The organism is Streptomyces sp. NPDC050658, assembly GCF_044457025.1.
GTDB lineage: Bacteria > Actinomycetota > Actinomycetes > Streptomycetales > Streptomycetaceae > Streptomyces.
The window spans coordinates 469142-487913 of the sequence record NZ_JBITGM010000005.1 but is presented as its reverse complement, the minus strand read 5'-3'; the positions used below and the strand labels follow the sequence as shown (position 1 = coordinate 487913).

The 18772-nt window shown below is 67.5% G+C and carries 18 protein-coding genes; 7 read left to right on the top strand and 11 right to left on the bottom strand.

Translation table 11 applies throughout. From position 1 onward, the window contains the following. The first annotated feature begins 90 nt into the window (after nt 1–90). The 4 genes from vsr to ACIBKX_RS20520 all read left to right on the top strand — a co-directional run bounded on the left by vsr (nt 91) and on the right by ACIBKX_RS20520 (nt 7431). On the top strand, nt 91–1776 hold the full coding sequence (gene vsr / locus ACIBKX_RS20535; RefSeq protein WP_363271705.1) for a DNA mismatch endonuclease Vsr: 1686 nt from the start codon (nt 91–93) through the stop codon (nt 1774–1776). A gap of 123 nt (nt 1777–1899) precedes the next feature. Next, a complete protein-coding gene (locus ACIBKX_RS20530) occupies nt 1900–4992 on the top strand; it encodes a helicase-related protein (RefSeq protein ID WP_363271704.1) in 3093 nt (1030 codons plus the stop codon). A gap of 695 nt (nt 4993–5687) precedes the next feature. Beyond that, nucleotides 5688–6692: a hypothetical protein gene (locus tag ACIBKX_RS20525; protein WP_363271703.1), complete on the top strand. Its 1005-nt coding sequence runs from the start codon at nt 5688–5690 to the stop codon at nt 6690–6692. Between the two features lie 4 nt (nt 6693–6696). Continuing rightward, the gene (locus ACIBKX_RS20520; protein ID WP_363271702.1) at nt 6697–7431 is read left to right on the top strand and encodes a phospholipase D-like domain-containing protein; all 735 of its coding nucleotides are present in this window, start codon (nt 6697–6699) and stop codon (nt 7429–7431) included. A gap of 359 nt (nt 7432–7790) precedes the next feature. On the opposite strand, the gene ACIBKX_RS20515 is transcribed toward ACIBKX_RS20520, so the two are convergent. After that, the gene (locus ACIBKX_RS20515; protein WP_363271701.1) at nt 7791–8570 is read right to left on the bottom strand and encodes an NAD(P)-binding domain-containing protein; all 780 of its coding nucleotides are present in this window, start codon (nt 8568–8570) and stop codon (nt 7791–7793) included. A gap of 117 nt (nt 8571–8687) precedes the next feature. Continuing rightward, complete coding sequence (gene fusA / locus ACIBKX_RS20510; protein WP_399375846.1) at nt 8688–10775, bottom strand: elongation factor G; 2088 nt, start codon at nt 10773–10775, stop codon at nt 8688–8690. 458 nt (nt 10776–11233) lie between these two features. Here fusA and ACIBKX_RS20505 point away from each other — a divergent pair, with 458 nt between their 5' ends. Beyond that, on the top strand, nt 11234–12355 hold the full coding sequence (locus tag ACIBKX_RS20505) for a S1 family peptidase (protein WP_399375845.1): 1122 nt from the start codon (nt 11234–11236) through the stop codon (nt 12353–12355). A 46-nt stretch (nt 12356–12401) separates the two neighbouring features. On the opposite strand, the gene ACIBKX_RS20500 is transcribed toward ACIBKX_RS20505, so the two are convergent. Further along, nucleotides 12402–12641: a hypothetical protein gene (locus ACIBKX_RS20500; RefSeq protein WP_399375844.1), complete on the bottom strand. Its 240-nt coding sequence runs from the start codon at nt 12639–12641 to the stop codon at nt 12402–12404. 177 nt (nt 12642–12818) lie between these two features. Between ACIBKX_RS20500 and ACIBKX_RS20495 the strand changes: the two genes are divergently transcribed. Next, nucleotides 12819–13082: a chaplin gene (locus tag ACIBKX_RS20495; RefSeq protein WP_363271697.1), complete on the top strand. Its 264-nt coding sequence runs from the start codon at nt 12819–12821 to the stop codon at nt 13080–13082. 52 nt (nt 13083–13134) lie between these two features. Here ACIBKX_RS20495 and ACIBKX_RS20490 read toward each other — a convergent pair whose 3' ends face one another. From ACIBKX_RS20490 to ACIBKX_RS20475, 4 genes are all read right to left on the bottom strand, one after another. Further along, nucleotides 13135–14019: a tyrosinase family protein gene (locus tag ACIBKX_RS20490; RefSeq protein WP_363271696.1), complete on the bottom strand. Its 885-nt coding sequence runs from the start codon at nt 14017–14019 to the stop codon at nt 13135–13137. 38 nt (nt 14020–14057) lie between these two features. Then, entirely contained in the window at nt 14058–14516 is a 459-nt protein-coding gene (locus tag ACIBKX_RS20485) for a tyrosinase family oxidase copper chaperone (RefSeq protein ID WP_363271695.1), read from the bottom strand. Nucleotides 14517–14533: 17 nt separating this feature from the next. Then, nucleotides 14534–15040, bottom strand: coding sequence for a hypothetical protein (locus ACIBKX_RS20480; RefSeq protein WP_363271694.1), 507 nt, complete (start codon nt 15038–15040; stop codon nt 14534–14536). 67 nt (nt 15041–15107) lie between these two features. Then, nucleotides 15108–15785 carry a vitamin K epoxide reductase family protein gene (locus ACIBKX_RS20475; protein ID WP_363271693.1) on the bottom strand — a complete coding sequence of 226 codons (678 nt, stop codon included), beginning with the start codon at nt 15783–15785 and terminating at the stop codon, nt 15108–15110. Between the two features lie 135 nt (nt 15786–15920). Here ACIBKX_RS20475 and ACIBKX_RS20470 point away from each other — a divergent pair, with 135 nt between their 5' ends. Next, entirely contained in the window at nt 15921–16115 is a 195-nt protein-coding gene (locus ACIBKX_RS20470) for a hypothetical protein (protein ID WP_363271692.1), read from the top strand. 96 nt (nt 16116–16211) lie between these two features. On the opposite strand, the gene ACIBKX_RS20465 is transcribed toward ACIBKX_RS20470, so the two are convergent. The 4 genes from ACIBKX_RS20465 to ACIBKX_RS20450 form a co-directional block, all read right to left on the bottom strand. Continuing rightward, nucleotides 16212–16715 carry a DUF5949 family protein gene (locus ACIBKX_RS20465; RefSeq protein WP_363271691.1) on the bottom strand — a complete coding sequence of 168 codons (504 nt, stop codon included), beginning with the start codon at nt 16713–16715 and terminating at the stop codon, nt 16212–16214. Between the two features lie 213 nt (nt 16716–16928). Continuing rightward, on the bottom strand, nt 16929–17195 hold the full coding sequence (locus tag ACIBKX_RS20460; RefSeq protein ID WP_363271690.1) for a chaplin: 267 nt from the start codon (nt 17193–17195) through the stop codon (nt 16929–16931). Nucleotides 17196–17335: 140 nt separating this feature from the next. Then, nucleotides 17336–17620 (bottom strand): hypothetical protein, encoded by a 285-nt coding sequence (locus ACIBKX_RS20455; RefSeq protein ID WP_363271689.1) that lies wholly within the window; start codon nt 17618–17620, stop codon nt 17336–17338. A 245-nt stretch (nt 17621–17865) separates the two neighbouring features. Then, nucleotides 17866–18567, bottom strand: a complete 702-nt coding sequence (locus tag ACIBKX_RS20450; protein WP_363271688.1) for a hypothetical protein — start codon at nt 18565–18567, stop codon at nt 17866–17868. Between the last annotated feature and the right edge of the window lie 205 nt (nt 18568–18772).

The following is an 18772-nucleotide window of genomic DNA, read 5'->3' as shown; positions in this document are numbered from 1 at the left end:
TTCCCCTGGCGCGTGGGTCCGGTCCGCGAGTGCTTGGGAGCCGAGGACCGACGTGCCGTGGTGCCTGCCGAGCCTGGTCAGGTCACGACGATGACTCCACGGCACCAGGTCGAGCTAGCGACCTGCATGGTGTGTCACGAGGACAGTGACTTCTTGCGCCGGGCCGAGCGCCCGACGTACGAGACCCTTGAGCGGCCTGTCAGAGTTGTCGACCTCTTCTCCGGCGGTGGAGGTCTGAGCCTCGGTGCCGCCGAGGCGGCACGACGCGTCGGCCGTGGGACGACAATTGCTCTGGCGGTTGAGTACGACCAGTCCGCGGCAGATGTCTACGCACTGAACTTCCCTGACGCGGACTTGCGTCAAGAGGATGTGAGCGGTCTCTTCGACGGAGAACTTAAGACACGGCCGACCCGGACAGAGCGAGCACTTGCCCAGACTCTCGGGCACGTCGACGTACTAGTTGCCGGCCCGCCCTGCCAGGGTCACTCGAATCTCAACAATCACACAAGACGCCAAGACCCACGCAACGCTCTGTATCTCCGTGCGGTTCGTGCAGTGGAGATCCTCAAACCGACCTTTGTGCTCATCGAGAACGTGCCCGCCGTGCAGCACGATAAAGGCAAGGTCCTGGATAAGGCCGTCGACGCGCTGGAGATGAGTGGCTACACCGTGGCGGGCGCAGTCCTGGACTTTGTCCGATTTGGTGTGCCGCAGCGTCGTCGGCGCCACATTCTGCTTGCGGTCCGTGGCCAACAGGTCGACCCCAAGGTGCTACTTGAGACCCGATCACCCTGCGATGATCACGACGAGCGCAGTGTGAAATGGGCAATTGGTGACCTCCTCGGTGTGATCGCTGAAACTGGGCCAGACTCGCCCTCGAAGCCGACGGCCGAGAACCAGGCACGCATGGACTGGCTGCACGCAGAGCAAGGAAGAGTCGATCTTCCGAACTCCATGCGGCCGACGTGTCACCGTGACAAGGCGCATACCTACAAATCGATGTACGGACGGCTGAGTTGGGGCCAGCCCGCGCAGACGATGACGAGTGGCTTCGGCTCTATGGGGCAAGGGCGCTTCGTCCACCCCGGGCTACCGCGTACGCTCACGCCGCACGAGGCCGCCCGTCTGCAGACCCTTCCGGACTTCTATGACTTGGACACCTCGAAGAAGCGGGGTGCATGGGCCAAGGTGATTGGCAACGCGGTTCCGCCGCTCCTTGGCGTCCACCTCATCGAGCCTTTGCTCTGTGCCCTCCCCGCAACGGATGACCACAGGACTGCGGTCGAGGCGGCGCCGAAACAGGCTCGCCCAAGCGTCAGTACCCGTCCTCCTGCTTCCAGCGAGCTGATCCGCGTTCGCATGACTAACACCAAGCGACGCGACACGAAGCCCGAGCTTGCTCTGCGCTCCGCGCTGCACTCAATGGGACTGCGGTTCAAGGTCGATCTTGCAGTTGAGGGCAATCGTCGGATTGACGTTGCTTTTCCGACCGAACGTGTGGCCGTGTACGTGGATGGATGCTTCTGGCACGCCTGCCCTGTCCATGGAACAACCCCGAAGCAGAACCGAGAGTGGTGGGCCACCAAGCTGGCAGCAAACAAGGCACGCGACCTCGCGGCCACCGAGGACCTTGAGGCAGCGGGCTGGCTGGTTCTGCGCTTCTGGGAACACGATGCCCCCATTACGGCAGCCGAAAAGGTGTGCGAACAAATCAAGTTGATTCGAGCCAGCGGCACGGGGAAGCGCCGTGGATCTCGCCACCGGAGCGTAGCTTGATGAGTAGCACGGACGCCGGGCTCATGAGTGCTGACCTGCGGGAAGCAAAGCGGCGGTCGTCGCGGTCACGGCGGCGGGTGCGGAGTCTGTCCCCGTCAGGCTGCTCGGAATCCTGGAGGACCGATGGCTCAATTCACCGAAGCCGACGCCACACGATTCATCGACTGGATGCTCGATGGAGTCGTTGCTGAAGCTCGTGGGGACCACATGGCGACCCTGCCCGTTGCGCCTGATGGCAGGCTCTGGCTCGGCAGGCTCGCACCTGAGGTCGTCGTGCAGAACAGCCGACTCGGTGAGCGCAGCGAGCGACTTGAGCCCTGCGAGGTTGGCATGCGGCTCCGGCCCGACGCCATCGATGGTCGTCCGGTCAGATGCCATGCCCGGCTTGTCGTTTGGAACGAGTTTGACGGGGGTGATGCCCCGGACGCGCCGCGCTGGCGTAAGAGCGAACCCATCGAGGTGATAGCTGACCTTCAGACGCCCACATGCATCGGCGATGCTACGAGCGCTGGTAGAGACGACTTCGAGGCTGCTCTCCGGGCCATTGGTGCCGATGGCATGGCATGCGAGTTCCATGCAGAGCTGGAAGTCGGCAAGGATGGCCCTGAGCTGGTGGTCACCCTCGTGAACGTCTCACCCGAGCAGATCCCGCACTGGGACACCAATGTCTACGAAGCGTGCCTCACAGTCCGTGCCGGCCAAACTCGGCCATTCACCCTCGACAATCTTCCCGACTCGTTCCGCTATAGCAGGGATGTTCCCGCCTACGGGGTCAATGGCGGTGTAGTCCAGGTCTCCTTGGGCACGTTCCGCACCGAAGACGCAGCTTCCCACGATCAGCCGCGGCCCTCGTATTGGGACCCGGATGCCGGACATGTGCCGGACCTGAGTTTCGCAACGCTCGCCGCTGACCCTCTTCCGTCGTTGCGGGCCCTGGTCACGGCGTGCGAGGAGTGGGGAGTCGCGCACTGGGCGGAGGACGTGCTCGACCGTCGCGCTGACGAAGAAGAATGGGATGCCGGGATGCGGCAGAACGCCGCGAGTGAGGCGACCTTGTTCGAGGAGGAACTGCAGCGTTTGCGTGCCGGATTGAGGTTGCTCGAAACCAACGCCGAACTGCGGCGCAGTTTCATGCTCGCCAATCGCTCGTTCTCTGTCTCTCCGCTTATCACCCACACTAGCTGGCGAGCATTCCAGCTCGGCTTCGTACTCGTGAACGCTACTTCCATCGTCGATGATTCCGCTGACGGTGATCGATCGATCGTCGACACTCTCTGGTTTGCGACTGGTGGCGGAAAGACTGAAACATACCTGCTGTACGTCGTGACCACGGCCTTCTACGACCGCTTGCGAGGCAAGGGCGAAGGCATCACATCTTGGGGCCGGTTCCCTCTGCGAATGCTCTCTCTTCAGCAGACCCAGCGCTTTGCCGATGTCCTGGCAGCTGCCGAACTGGTCCGCGACGGTGAGGGAATTGGCGGTCGGGAGTTCTCGCTCGGCTTCTTCGTCGGAGCCAGTGGTACGCCGAACCGCATCCAGCGTGTCGGTAACACTCGCTCTGCGGATGTCGATCCGAATGATCCTGAAATGCCCAAGCGTTACCAGATCTTGCTGCACTGCCCTTTCTGTGGATCAGAAGAGCTGCGCATGAGCTTCAATCAGCAATACTGGACACTCGATCACATTTGCGTAGCCTCTGGGTGCCCGCGGAATGGGCGCCCTCTGCCATTCCGAATAGTCGATGACGAGATCTTCCGTTCACTCCCGACAGTGGTTCTAGGAACTCTCGACAAGGCCGCGAGCATTGCCATGCAGGCAGCGATGCGGGGCTTCTATGGCCCACCGTCGGGCCGCTGTCCGGAGGCCGGGCACGGTTTCACCTATGCACCACGAAGCAGCACCCCCGGCGGCTGCCTCTTCCCAGGGTGCCGAGCCGCGACCGGGCCTCTTTCTCAACCCGCGGCGCTCTACGCTCCTACCGTGCGCATGCAGGACGAGTTGCATCTCCTTCGAGACAGCCTCGGTGCTGTCGACTCGCACTACGAAGCTCTACTCGACGCACTGCAGCAACACTATGGATCTGTCCCGAAGATCATCGCTTCCTCAGCGACCCTCGCTGGTCACGACGCTCAGGTGAGCGCGCTGTACCGGCGAGACGGTCGCACTTTCCCCCGTCCCGGTCCTCGGGCAGGCTGGTCGTTCTGGTCGCGCACAGGCAACACTCTTGCTCGCCGTTATGCGGGAATTGCTCCGCGTGGAGTCACGCTTGAGTACGCGACCGACCAGTTGACAGAGTCGCTCCAGCGGGCGACACGGAGCGCTCTCGAGGACCCCAAGGCTGTCGCTGAGTCGACGGGCATAGACGCCTCGGTGATCCCGGAATTGGTCGACGCCTACGGCGTCGACGTCGTGTATGGCTCCAATCTCAAGGACGTCGAGGCCGTCGCCAGGTCTTTCGACACACAGATTCAGCTTGACCGCTCGGTCAATGCGGCCACGCTTACCGGACGCACGCCGCTCGACGAGGTTCGCGCCAACCTTGAACGGCTCGTCACCCCTGAACCCGACTTCTATGACCGCGTCCACCTCGTTGCAGCGTCCTCGATGCTCTCCCACGGGGTCGATGTGAACCGCCTCAACGTCATGGTCATGCTTGGGCTGCCACTAGCGACGGCGGAGTTCATCCAGACGACGTCGCGTGTCGGCCGCACGCATCCTGGGCTTGTGATCGTTCTCCACAAGATCGGGCGTGAGCGGGATGCTGCTGTCTACCGAACGTTCCCGTCTTTCGTCGCGCATGCTGACCGACTGATCGACCCCATCCCGATTACGGCGAAGAGCCGCCGCGTCCTGGAACTCACCTTCGCCGGCCTTGTCCAGGCCCGGGTCTTCGGCATCCACGAACCCGCAGCGATTGCGGCAAACATGCGTCAGCTGACCAAGCCTATGCCGGTGAGGCGTGCCTTCAGTCAGCTGCCGGTGCTTGAGCAAGACGAGTTGACTGCGCTCATCGAGATTCTCGATTTTGAAGGACCCCTCGACGAGAACCTCCGGTGCGACCTTGAGTGCTATCTGCGCGAGTTCTATCGAGCTCTCAATGACCCAGCGAGCAACGCTGAATGGGTCGCCGATCTTTTCCCAACTGGGAGTCCGATGCGTTCTTTGCGGGATGTCGAGGAACAGGCACCTGTCTTCTCACGGGGAGGGCGGTCGTGAAGGTTGAGCGAGGCGCGTCGCAGATACTCTTTGGCCTCCTTCCGGGGCAGACCGCTGACCTGGAGGGGCGGATCTGGAAAGTCGCGCAGTGGCTGGATCCGAATCCCATGGCTCTTGACCAAGATGCAGTACGGGGAGCGCTCCTTGGTGCCATCACGCCCTGGTCGGCGACTGGTAATGATGACGGACTGGAACGCGAATTGCGTGCTCGCAACAGTGTCGAGGTGGTCGAGCTAAACAAGCATCGTGGTGTCCTCGTCGAGCCGTTCCCGAGGCAGTGGCGTTGCAAGAGCTGCGGCAGTATCGCCGGATCCCGTGACGAGCGATGCCGCTGCGGCGGCGCTGCTCGGGCACAGATGCAGTTCGTCACCTACCACACGTGCGGCGCCTCCGGCGAGCCGTACCTGCGGCGATGCAGGACGCACAATGCTGTCGCTGTCCGCCTCCCTGGCACTGCGACGGCACGCGAGCTGCATATCTTCTGTCCGCAGTGCCAGCAGCCGTTGACTCAGGGAGGCTTCCCTTTCCAGGCATGCAACTGCGGAGATGGTGGTATGTCAATCACCGTCCATCGTGCGGCTCAGGTCTTCTCGCCGCACTTTGCAGTACTTGTGAACCCACCGGATCCTGCTGAGGCAGCGCGGCTACGTGCCGGCGGTGGAGGAGCCCGTGCGCTTGCGTGGGTCCTGGACGGGATGACCTCGAACGACCCTGCGGCAGGGAGGCAGACCTTCGCCGGGCTCGTCGAGACCCTGCGCCTCGCCAACATCTCTGAGGACACCGCGCAACGAATGGCGCAGGAAGCCGTTGTCAATGGCGACGTCGACGCCGGACCGGGTGGCGCCGAGGTCGTTCTGCCCGACGCCAACCGTGACAAGGTGCACGAGGAAGCGCTGAGTCTTGCCTCTGCCGTCCATGGCGGCCGGACGAGGGTCGACGACATGGTTGTGGCGACGACGCCACCGTTGCGGACGCTCTATGAGGGCGCGTACTGGAATGCGATGGGGCAAGCGCGGCTTGAGGGGGTTGAGCTGCTCGCCAACTTCCCTGTGGCGACACTGGCCTTCGGGTACACGCGAGGAGATCTCTCGCCCGGAGCCGCTCGCTTGGTGCCGTTCCGCGAACGCGGACGCATCCGGGCCTATGGATCACTGTCTCGCACGGAGGCTCTGCTCTTTCGACTGGATCCGCTCCAGGTGTATCGACACCTAGTGAGTCGGGGGCACGCGTTGCCTGAAGTGGCTGATGCACGGGAAGCACGTATCGCTCTGCTGCAGAGGATGGAGCTACCTTTCCCGACGCAGGAGCAGGTGCAACCGCTCGGCGGAGATCTGCTCCGGCTCGTGCACTCGTACGCCCACCGGGCGATCCGTCGGCTCGCCTCCTTCTCAGGTATCGAACGCGACGGCCTTGCCGAGTACCTCGTACCTCACCACCTCAGCTTTGTCGTCTATGCCGCATCGCGAGGTGACTTCGTGCTCGGTGGGCTCCAAGCCGTCTTCGAGTCCTCGCTGCACCGCTTCCTCGCGGACCTTGCCGAGGGAGAGTCGCGCTGCGCGTTGGACCCTGGGTGTCGTAGTGGTGGCGGCGCCTGCATGGGGTGTCTCCACCTCGGCGAGCCGTCCTGCCGCTGGTTCAATCGCTTTCTAGACCGGTCGGAGCTCTTTGGCGCTGGCGGCTATTTCACGACCGGGATGTGACGAGGTGGATGACGCCGAACTCGTCGGTGGTGTGCTTGTCGATTGCGTCGACCCGAGAGCGTCCGCTGCCCACCTCACCCAGTTCCTGATGGTGGCGCGGCTAGACCATGCCGCGGCAATTCGTGCCGGGCTGGAGCCGGAACTCGTCGAGGTACTGCGCAGACGGTTTGCCAATGACCGTGAGCGCATCCCTGTGGTGTGCCAGGAGGCTGCGGCTTGGGTGCTGGGGCGGAGGTCGAAGGTCAGCGCCGAGCCATGGGATCTTGTGGCTTCCCTACCGAGAGCGGACCTGCCGGAGGGCTTGCACCGCACGACGGGGGAGACTCTGATCCAACTCGTAGCCCAGGCGACACGGACCCTACGCCTGGTGGCTCCCTTCATCGACCAGCCCGGTCTTGCGTTTATGGCCGAGGCGCTCGCAGATGCCACGGCGCGAGGTGTGCGGCTAGAGGTCCTTCTCCCTACCCGCTCGACTCGCGCCGACGATGCCCTCGACGACCTGACTGCGGCCATCGCAGAAGAGGGACGCTCGGTGAACTTCTCAGTGTCGAGACTCCGAGACGATGCGCCCTGGGCACACCTCAAGGTGCTCACGTCAGACTCTGCGGCGGCTTACATCGGCAGTGCCAACGTCACAGGAGCCGGCATCGGCGGTCGCAATCTGGAGCTCGGTGTTCTTGTCCGAGGTGAGCCTGTCATTGTGGTCGAGCGCGTCCTAGACCTCTATCGCAGTTCCTGACTGGACAGAGTCATTGAGGGCATATCTGGCGTTCGAGGACGGCCGCGGGCTGACTGCGCTGGCGGCTTCTTGACGCAGAGAAATCTGGACCGGGCGACGCCCGGCCCTGGCCCGTCTGTCCGCGCGGTCCGCAAGGAGTCCGCGGGATCTTCGAACGGGCTCAACTTTAACCAACATCACCAACCGTAGTCAGTTCAGGTCAGACGGGGCCTGGTGCCTCCAGTGCAGGTCAGCGGAACCGGTCATGAGTTCCGCTTCAACGTGTGGCGGGGGACATGACGTCACGTCGCTGATCTGGCGAAAATGCAGGTCAGATGGGGTCCGGCTCTTCGGAGCCGGACCCTTCGGCATTCCCGTGCCTACTCTTCGCCCGGACCCCGCAGATCGGTGAGAAGGCCGTCGAGTGCGCTGTCGAGGGCGGTGGCGTTGGCCCGGTCGAACCATGTGGTCCGGATGCGTTCGTTGTTGCCCTTCGGGGTCTCGTGGTCGGCCGCGAGTCGCTGCAGGGAGCGGGTCTCGTCGGCCAGGGCGCGGCCCACCGCCTGGAAGAGGCCGCGCACATAGCGTTCCGCGTCGGCGGCGGGGATTCCGTGCCCGGCCGCCCACGACGTGAGCGCCGCGAGGTAGGCGTAGTGGGTGGTCAGCGTGCCCGTCAGCGTCGAGAAGACGTCGAAGGCCGCCTCGTCCGCGACCGGCAGCGCCCCGCCGAGCTGCTTGAAGAAGGCGTCGACCGCCGGGTGCGACGGGTAGGTCACGGTGACGGAGCGGCGTTCGCGCACAGAAGGCAGCGGGATGGCGCGCACCAGCGGGGCGTCGGTGGCGAGCGTGGCGCGCAGGTCGTCGTTCGGGACTCCGGCCATCACGTTGACCACGGTCTTGGTGGCGTCCACCCGTAGACCTTCCAGTGCCTCGTGCCGGTCCTGACGCCGTACGGCGATGATCACCAACTCGGCGCGGTCCACTACCTGTTGGTTGTCGGCGCAGACGTGGACACCCTCGTACTGCTCGGACAGTTCGGCGGCGGTGCGGGCGCCGCGCGGCGAGAGGAGGACCTCAGGCGCCGGGCCGCTCCCGTCGCACAGTCCCTCCACGAGGGCGCGGCCGATTTCTCCCACTCCGATGATGCCGATGCGTTGCATGGTGGCTTCCCTTCTGGTGTGTCTCCGCGATGCGTGCGGCCGGCCCGAGCGGAAGGCTCGCGTGCCGACACCGGCCCGGGGCGGCCCCGCCCCCAAGGGCAGGGCCGCCCCAGCCCCCTACCGAACAGCAGCCACCCCCACCGGCACCACCGCATATCCCGCAGCCCTGGTGGTGAACGTCCCCCGTCCCTGCGTGCGCCCCCGCAGCTGCGAGGCGTAGCCGAACAGTTCCGCCAGCGGCACCGTCGCCGTGAGGATCGCCGTACCGGAGCGGGCCGCCTGGCCCGTGACCCGGCCCCGGCGGGACGCCAGGTCGCCCAGTACGCCGCCGACCGTGTCGTCAGGCACCGTCGCCGTCAGCTCGACCACCGGCTCCAGGAGCGCCATCCCGGCGGCCCGCAGCGCCTCACGCAGCGCGAAGCGGCCCGCTGTTCGGAACGCCATCTCCGAGGAGTCCTTGGAGTGGGTCGCCCCGTCGGTGAGGGTGACCCGCACTCCCGTCACCGGGTGACCGCCCAGCGGCCCCTCGGCGAGCGCGTCCCGGCAGCCGGCCTCCACCGCGCGGACGTACTCCTGCGGCACCCGCCCGCCGACGACGGTCGAGGCGAAGGAGAAGGGCTGACCCTCCAGCGGCTCCACGTCCAGTACGACATGCGCGAACTGGCCCGCACCGCCGTCCTGTTTGACATGCCGGTACGTCAGTCCCGACACCCCGCGCACCACCGTCTCCCGGTACGCCACCTGCGGGCGGCCCACTGCGATGTCGAAGCCGTGCGCACGGCGAATCTTCTCCACCGCCACGTCCAGATGCAGTTCGCCCATGCCGGACAGGACCGTCTGGCCCGTCTCGGGGGAGACCTTCACCGTCAGCGACGGGTCCTCCTCGACAAGTCGTGCCAGCGCCGACGACAGGCGCCCGGTGTCGACGCTCCTGCTCGCCTCGACCGCCACGGACACCACCGGCGCGGCCACCGTGGGCGGTTCGAGGACCAGCGGCGCCCCGGTCACGCACAGCGTGCTGCCCGCGCGGGCCGTCTTCAGGCCGACCACCGCCACGATGTCGCCCGCGCTCGCCCGGTCCAGCTCCGCGTGCCGGTCGGCCTGGACGCGCAGGATCCGGCCGATCCGTTCCGTGCGGCCCGTGCCCGCGTCCATCACCGTGTCTCCCTTCGTGATCGTTCCCGAATACACCCGTACGTACGTCAGTCGCCCCGTCGCCGTCGCGTTCACCTTGAACGCCAGGCCCGCGAAGGCTTCTGCCGGGTCCGCGCCGCGCTCCTGGACCGTGTCGCCCCAAGTCCCGCGCACCGCCGGCACGTCCACCGGCGACGGCAGGTACGACACCACCGCTTCCAGCAGCGGCTCGATGCCCCGGTTGCGGTACGCCGAGCCGCACAGCACCACCACGCCCTCACCGCTGAGCGTGAGATCCCGCAGCGCCGCCGCCAGCGTCGGTGTGCGGAGCGCCGAGTTCGCGCAGTACTCCTCCATCGCGGCGGAATGCAGCTCCGCCACCGCCTCCTCCAGCGCGCGCCGCCCCCGGTCAGCCCGCTCGCGCAACTCCTCGGGGATCGCGGTCACTTCGTACGCGGCAGAATCCGTACGCCAGACCTGGGCGCGCATCCCGAGCAGGTCCACCACACCCGTGAACCCGCCCTCCTGACCGATCGGCAGCTGCACCACCAGCGGGACCGTGTGCAGCCGTTCCCGGATCGACGCGACCGCCGCGTCGAGATCGGCGCCCGTGCGGTCCATCTTGTTGACGAACGCGATCCTGGGTACGTCGTACCGGTCGGCCTGCCGCCACACCGACTCGCTCTGCGGTTCCACGCCCGCCACGGCGTCGAACACCGCGATTGCCCCGTCGAGCACCCGCAGCGAACGCTCCACCTCGTCGGCGAAGTCGACGTGGCCCGGAGTGTCGATCAGGTTGATCCGGTGGCCGTCCCAGTCGCAGCTGACCGCCGCCGCGAAGATGGTGATCCCGCGGTCGCGCTCCTGCGCGTCGAAGTCGGTGACGGTCGTGCCGTCGTGGACCTCGCCCCGCTTGTGGGTGGTGCCGGTGAGGAACAGGATCCGTTCGGTGACCGTCGTCTTGCCCGCGTCGACGTGGGCGAGAATCCCGATGTTGCGTACGTCGGCAGCGGAACCGGAAACGGAACCGGCAGAGGAACGGGCAGACAAGCGTGGCAAGTTGGTGCGCATGGCCCAAGGCCTTTCGGTGCAAGGGAGCCAGGAGAGAGCAGGGCAGCGCGATGTCCGGACGGAACTCCCGCAGAAGACAGCGGAGTTGAGAACTCAGCTGGTCGAGTGCTCAGTTGGTCGAGTACTCGGTCACTCGCGTCGCGGATTCTCAGTGACGGCCGCGCAGCCGGCACCGGACGCCCCGAGACACCAGGATCACGTCGTACCGCGACAGGGGGACACGGACGCGGACAGCGGTGCGGTCACACATGGCCCGGCCCCCTCACTTGACTCGCTCGGCTCGGTCGACTCACTCGACGAAAGGCACACCCGCCGGTGGTCGGGGTGCGCCCGGCGAGTCTAGAGAGACGGACCCGGCGCGGGCACCGCATTTTTCTTCGGCCCTCGCACACATTGAGTCCCACGCGCCTCACATCCGTGTAAGGGGGTGGATTCAACCCCCAGGAGAGGTCAGTGAGTTGAGCCATCGACGAGTGAACAAGAGGACCGGCGCGCTGATAGGCGCGGGTGCCGTCGCGATCGCCGCCGCGGCGACTCTGCTCCCGCACGCCAACGCGAGCGGCGCCAAGGAGCAACAGGGCGGGCAGAGCCGGCCGGGACAGCAGAACCAGGAAGCGCGTACGTTCAACTCCCGCTCCGCCGCCACCCTCGGCACCACCCTCGCCGCGGACCTCGGCGGCGACGGCGCCGGCTGGTTCTACGACGCCGAGCGGCGGCAGCTGGTCATGAACGTCACGGACGAGCAATCGGCGTCCCGCGCACGCCAACAGGGCGCGGTGGCCAGGGTGGTGGAGAACAGCACCGCCGAGCTGAAGGCCGCGAAGGGCACCCTCGGCGAACAGGCCTCGGTGCCGGGCACCGCCTGGTCCATCGACCCCCGGACCAACAAGGTGTCCGTGGTCGCGGACCGGACCGTCACCGGAAACGACATGGCGCGGCTGAAGGCCGCCGTCGACGGCATGGACGGTCTGGTGACCGTCAAGCGCTCGGCGGGGGAGTTCAAGCCGTTCGCCGAGGGCGGCGACGCGATCTTCGGCGGCGGTTCGCGCTGCTCGCTAGGGTTCAACGTCACCCTGCAGGGCGAACCGGCCTTCCTCACCGCGGGCCACTGCGGAAACATCTCGCAGGCCTGGACCTCCGACCAGGAGGGCGGTCAGCCGCTGGGCACGGTCGTGGAATCGGTGTTCCCCGAGAGCGATTTCGCCCTGGTGAAGTACGACGACCCGGCCACCGAGGCGCCCAGCTCGGTCGACCTGCAGAACGGGTCGCAGCAGGAGATCACCCAGGTGGCCGAGGCGAGCGTCGGCATGCAGGTGGTCCGCAGCGGAAGCACCACGGGCACCTCCGAGGGCACGGTGACCGGCCTGGACGCCACGGTGAACTACGGCAACGGCGACATCGTCGACGGACTGATCCAGACGGATGTGTGCGCCGAGCCCGGCGACAGCGGCGGCGCCATGTTCTCGGGCGACGCGGCCGTGGGCCTGACCTCGGGCGGCAGCGGTGACTGCACGCAGGGCGGCGAGACGTTCTTCCAGCCGGTCAGCGACGCGCTGGCCGCCACCGGGGCCGAACTCTGACCGCCACGGGGGCCGAACTCTGAGCCGGCCCCCGACGGAACGCCGGCTACTGCACCGCGGGAACGAAGCCCATGACGGGCGCGGCCAGGTCGGTCACCTGGTGCAGCTGGTTCAGGTCGTTCAGCCCGCCGAGCTGGCTGGAGAGGGTCGGGAGCTCGTCCCGGTGCTCCTCGGGGAGCGCGCTCGTGGCGAGCGCGTCGACCGTGTCGGTGGGGGAGATGGCGGCGTTCGCGGCGGGGGCGGCGAGGGCCGTGGCGCCGGCGGCGAGAGCCAGGGCGGTGACCATGCGTCGAGTTGAAATCATGCTCTGCGCAACGGATCGTTCCTGCGGTGGACACGGTCTGGCGGCCGATTTCACCAATGATGTACCTATCGGTGCCGTTACCTGCCGTCTGCGTCGCCGTTGAAGTGAGGGTACGGACGCGTCCATGCGGCCGTACTCGTCAATTCGAAGGAGAACGTGATGTCTCGCATCGCGAAGGCAGCCGCTGTCGCCCTCGGCACGGGCGCCGTGGTGCTCGGTGGCGCCGGTCTGGCCGCGGCGGACGCAGGTGCTCAGGGCGAGGCCGTGGGCTCGCCCGGCGTCCTGTCGGGGAACCTCGTGCAGGTTCCGGTCCACGTCCCGGTCAACGTCTGCGGCAACACCGTCGACGTCATCGGCCTGCTGAACCCGGCGTTCGGGAACCAGTGCGTGAACACCGACGGCGGCAACGGCTACGGCAAGTAGTCGCCGCGCGAAGCCCCCGGCGGGGATCGACGATCGACCGCCGGGGGCTTTCTCATGCGTACCGATAGATCCCCCGATGGCCGAGCAGCTCGGACGGTTTCACGTCCCACGGCGGCATGCCCTCGTGGAGCGCTACGACTCGGCCGAGCGTCGTGCCCCCGCGGCCCGTCCCCGGCGGCTTCTCGGGCAGATAGGGCGCGGACCGCGGATGCCGGGCCTGCCAGCGGTCCCACAGCAGGTCCACGAAGGCGTGGTTCAGCCAGAAGACGGGGTCGTTGACCGAGGCACCGCCGAGCATGTGGCCACCGACCCAGCGGTGTACGCGATTGTGGTTGCGCCACTTGGCGTTGCCGATGCCGGAGGCCCACCCCTCCAGCTTGTTCCGGTAGCCCTCGTCGGACGTGGAGTCCCAGGGTGCCGAGTCGTAGAGGGGATCGCGCAGGGCGCCCTCCAGCTCGTCCTTGGTGGGCAGTTCGATCGGGTCGTGCGGCCGCCCGAAGTCCCGCATCAGGAACTCGCCGTCGGCCGCCCCCTCCTTGATCTTCCAGTGGCCGTTGGCGTGCGCGAACGGGCCCGTCATCACCTGCCGGTCGGAGCGCCGTCCGTTGCCGCCGAGGAGCCCCGCCCCCCAGAGCGACGAGCGGGCCGTCCTGTCGACGGTCCAGTCCCAGTACGGGACGGTCACCGAGGAGTCCACGCGCTGCAGCGCCCGCTCGAACTCCAGCAGGAACCGGCGGTGCCAGGGCAGGAACGAGGGCGTCATGTGCGCCACCCGCAGCCCGTTCTCGCCGTCGGACACATAGTGCTCGATGTGCATGCGTACGAACTCGTCGTACCGCCCCTTGCGTTTGAGCTCCAACAGGGCGTTGACGAAACGCCGCTTCTCGGCGCCGGTGAGCCTGCTCTGGTTCTTCCGGGTGTAGACGGTGGAGTCCACGTCGGTTCGCTCCTCGGGTCCGGTGCGCGGGTCGGTCGTCAGACGGCGGCGGTACGCAGTTGCTGCGTACGGCCGAGCTCGTCCACGGCCCCGCGGGTGGCGAGGAGTGGCGTCGGAAAGGACTGGTAGTGGTCGATCATGCTGAGGTAGCCGCCGTCGGCGCGGCGCATGAGGTGGAGCGGCCGCCCGTCGACGGTGACGACCCAGGTCCCGGTGCCTGTCCCGGTCCCGGAGGCGAGCGATCCGCGGATGCGCCGCCCCTCGTAGACCTCGTCGAACGCGTCGTCCCCCGCGGCGACTTCACCGGAAGGGCCATGGCCCTTCCCGTCCGGTGACGTTGTCCGGCGCTCTCCCTGAGCGCCGTCCCGAGTGGCCCAGAACAGGGCGGCCTGCGCCCCCACCGCGGCGACGGCGACACCGATGAGGTTCCGCGCCGCTCCCCGGCGCGTGAACCGCCGTGCGAAGAGTCCGCCGACCGCCCTTGCTCTGTTGACCACGTGTTTCTCCTTATGGGTTACGAGAGTCCGACCTCGGCCCCCGGCTGTGCCCGCAACAGCGGTGCGTGCAGGGCGGCTTGCGGAAGCGCCGCTCCGGGAAGGCCGAAGTGCTCGGCCCGGGGGCCGGTCAAGGGGGCGTCGAGCGAGGCCCCCGGTGTCGCGGTGTCCAGGTCCGATTCGGGTGCGGTGACGTCGAGTTGGTCGGGACCCGACTCGCCGAGCAGCTCCGATACGGGCGCCGTGACGCGGGTCGCGGGCAGTGCGGTGCCCAGCGGGAACTGCGGCAGTGCCCGACCGGGGACGAGCCGGTTCTCGCCGATCTCCGGCCGGTCGGGGCCGCCCGGCATGGGGACCGGTACGCCGGTGCTCAGCTCGGGGGCCTGGGTCTCCAGGGCCCATTCCAGACCGTTCAGCGGGATGGCCACGGGGGCGTGCTCCGCGGCCTGGGCCGGGGTGGCGGCGGCGGTCGCGGCGGCCACACAGCTGACGAGGGCGGCGAGCGTTCCACGAGTAGTCGTCTTCATGCCCGGCAAACGATCCCGGCGTCCGCACCAGCGCAGAATTCCCCCGGCGGCACCAATTCCCCGATATTCAGCTCGTCCAGAAGTCCCACCAGCGCGTGAGCACCAGCATGCCGATGATGCCGACGTGCAGCACCGGGAGCACCCAGGTGAATTCGCCGAGGAACGTACGCAGCCCGGAAGGCGCGGGCAGGAATCCGTTGCGGACGTTGAACGACGTCACGTACCAGAACATGACGATCGTGGCGACCCAGGCCAGCGAGCACCACAGGCAGAGCGAATTGATCTCGTACAGCGACTGGTACTGCAGCCAGGTGCAGAATCCGACCCCGAAGAGCGTGCCCGCGTTCAGCGAAAGCCAGTACCAGCGCGGAAGGCGCGCCCCGCCGAGCAGGCCCATGCCGACGCAGATCACGACCGCGTAGGCGGCGATCCCCAGCATCGGATTGGGGAAGCCGAACGCCGACGCCTGCTCGCTCTGCATGATGTTGCCGCAGGAGACCACGGGATTGAGGCTGCAGCCCGGTGTGTAGTCCGGGTCCTCGAGCAGGTGGAACTTGTCCAGCGTGATGACCCACGCGGCGAGCAGCCCCGCCGCACCCGTGACGACGAGGAGCAGCGCGAAGGCACGGCCGGCGCCCACGCCGTGTGGCGGGTCCGCGTGCGGTGCGGACGTCTGAGGCGTACGGGATTCGGGCGTACGGGATTCAGACTTCCGGGCTTTCGGCAGTGGCGTCATGGTGCGCATGGGCGGCGCTCCTCACTGAATTCAGGGGCGGTGTGCTCGACACCCTTTTGCAGTAGTCGTGTGTCTCTCGGCACGACAGCTTCTGTGCGGCTGATTAGCGTCGGATCTGTCCCCGACGGATCTAGGAGATCCCCCATGAAGACCACGTTTCGTCGTGTCGCAGCGACCGCCATGCTCACTCTGGCCGTGGCGGTCCCGCTCACAACCACCGCTCAGGCAGCGGAGGTTCCGGCAAAGAAGGTGACGTCTCACCCGTGCGACTGGCACGGCTGCTGGCACCACCACGACCACGACCTCCTGGACGTGGACCTGGGCATCGGCCTGCTCTGACAAGGGCGCCGTACCATCGCGTCACACGATCGCTGGGGTCCGCCGGTCCGTCCCGACCGGCGGACCCCGGTCGTCTGTCGGCCGGTGTCCGCCGGCTCAGCCGCGCAGGCTGCGCGCCGTCAGCAGGCAGTGCGCGGAACGGGCGATGGTCTCCTCGTCCCCGGCGAACGCCGCGAGGTCCTCCTCGGAGAGCGGCTCTCCCGGCGTCGCCTGCGGCCAGGGCCGCGTGGTGAACATGAAGTAGGCGTGGCCGCGCTCCTCGATCGCGTCGAGCCACTCGGGCGGGACGACGCACTGGGCGTTGAGGTGCGGCATGTTCAGCACGGCCTGGCCCGCCTCGACGAGGAGGGTGACGGGCAGGCCCGGATTGCGGGAGCTCTCCACGACCGGCCCGCCGACGGGCAGCCCGGTGTTCCGCAGCAGCATCTCGACGGCTTCGGACGCGGCGTCCGGGCCGCCGGCGCCGTCGCCCAGGGAGTAGGCCAGCAGGAACGGCATGTCCTCCTGGTCCTCGGGGTGTTCGCCGCTCCAGGCGACCACGGTGAGGGTGCCGAGGTCCGCTGCGCGGAACGTGCTTGATGCGCTGGATGTCGAGGTCATTGCGGAACCGTACCGATGGACCGTGATGTCCCGGGTGCGCCCGTCACTTGACTGGGTGATTGCGGGCGGGCGATCACACGATCGGGGCACGCCGGTCGAACAGAGGCAGGGGTCGCAAAGCCCGAGGGCCGGTTCCGCGGATGTGCTCCGCGGAACCGGCCCTCACCGTCGCGCGCCATTTGCGGCCGCGACGGGACTCCTCGGGGGAGTGCCTCAGCTGTTGGAGGCCTGGTTGCCGAACGCCGGGTTCAGGGCGCCGATCAGGTTGGCCGTGTTGCCCGAGACGTTCACCGGGACGTGCACCGGGACCTGGCCCAGGTTGCCGGAGAGGACGCCGGGGGAGCCGACGGCCGCACCCTCGGCGGTGGCACCGCTGCCGCCGTTGCCGCCGACGCCGGTGGCGAAGGCGCTGCCGGAGGCGGCACCCGCGGCCATCCCCGCGGCGGCGATGACCAGGGCAGCCTTCTTGGCAGTGTTCATGGTTAAACCTTCCCTTCGGTTTTGCTTTACCTTATGGACCGGCCTACGGGAGTTTTCGCAGGAACACGCCCATGTCATTGCTTCCTTCATTCGGCGTAATTCGCCGCGAGGAGAGAGAGCGAAAGGGCTCTGTTTCGGCCCTAGTTCGCGAGGGGAAGTCCACCGAGAAGCTGCGACGGCGCGCCGTTGCCGCCCTTGCCGACGTCGTCCGTGGCACCCTTCACCGTGCTGACGAGCGAGTCCGCCTTCTCGGGGTCGAGGGCGTTGGTCGCCACCGGAGCGGCCTCGAGGGTTGACTGGCTGGTGATCGTGTCCAGGGCACCGTTCAGGCTGGTGGGCGTGAGGTCGGCGGCGAAGGCGGGTGCGGCGGCACCCGCGATGACCATGGACCCGGCAACGACGGCGGCAGCCTTCAGGGGCTTCATCGTGTTCCTTTCTTTGGGCGACGCTTGGTCGCCACAGGGATTTTCTGCGTTCACTTCGCCGTGGCTAACGAGCGCTCTGTACAGCGGAAACTCTGTGCGGCGGGAAATTCCCGGAACCCACCCGAACGAAGGCCGAGTCTCATTCTCGTATGAGATGGGCGGTCGGCTGGGCCGACTTCGGCGGGCATGAAAAAGCCGCCGCGCCGGCCCTTGCGGAGGGCCGGCGCGGCGGGAGTGCTGCTGATTCAGGTCCCGGGCAGCTTCGGGACCGGGACCGGCAGCCCGTCCGTCGGCAGCTTCGGCAGCGCCGGCAGCCCCGCGAGGTCGGGGACGGGGAGCCCGCCGCCGAGCAGCGTGGCGGCGACGAGGTTGACCAGGCCGGTGAGTACGGCCGGTACCGCCGCCGCCACTGCCGCGACGTCGCCGGCCGTGGCCGCCTTGACCAGGGTGTCGACCGCGGTCTGCAGAGCCTTCAGGGCGTCACCCTTCAGGTCGGCGGCAGCCGGGGCCTTGGAGTCGTCGGACATCGCCTTGGGCAGCGCCGGTGCCTCCGGGAGCGCCGGGGTCTCGGGCAGCGCCGGAGTCTCGGGGACGGCCGGGGTCTCGGGGAGCGCGGGGGTCGCGGGGGCCGCGGCCGAGGCATTGGTGATGGCCTCCTTCACCGCGTCGGCCAGCTTCGTGGCGTCCTCGGCGGGGAGTTGGCCGTTGGCGGCCTTGAGGACGGCGTTGAGCAGGTCGGTGACCGGGGTGAGCACACCGCCCACGTCGCCCAGTGACTTGACCTGGGCCAGCAGCGCGTCCGCTCCGGGGACCGGTGCGCGGGCCGCCTCCTGGGCGCTGCCGTGATGTGAGTCGTTCTCGGCGGCGATGACGGGACCGGCCGTCCCGAGGAGGAGTGATGCGCAAAGGACGGAGGTCGCGATACGCCGTGCGGGCAGAGCACGCATGGATGTTCCCTTCGGTGATGCGTTGGATCTGTCGGATCCGTCAGATCTTGTTTTCACCGTGAAAGCGGGAAAGAGCGTCCGCAACCGAGCGACTGCCATTCGGGGCACGGTCGGCGCGGCTGCCCCGAATGGCGGCACAAATAAAGGGAACACATGCACGACGGCCGCCCTCCTCGGGGGAGAGCGGCCGTCGCGGAGAGCCGGC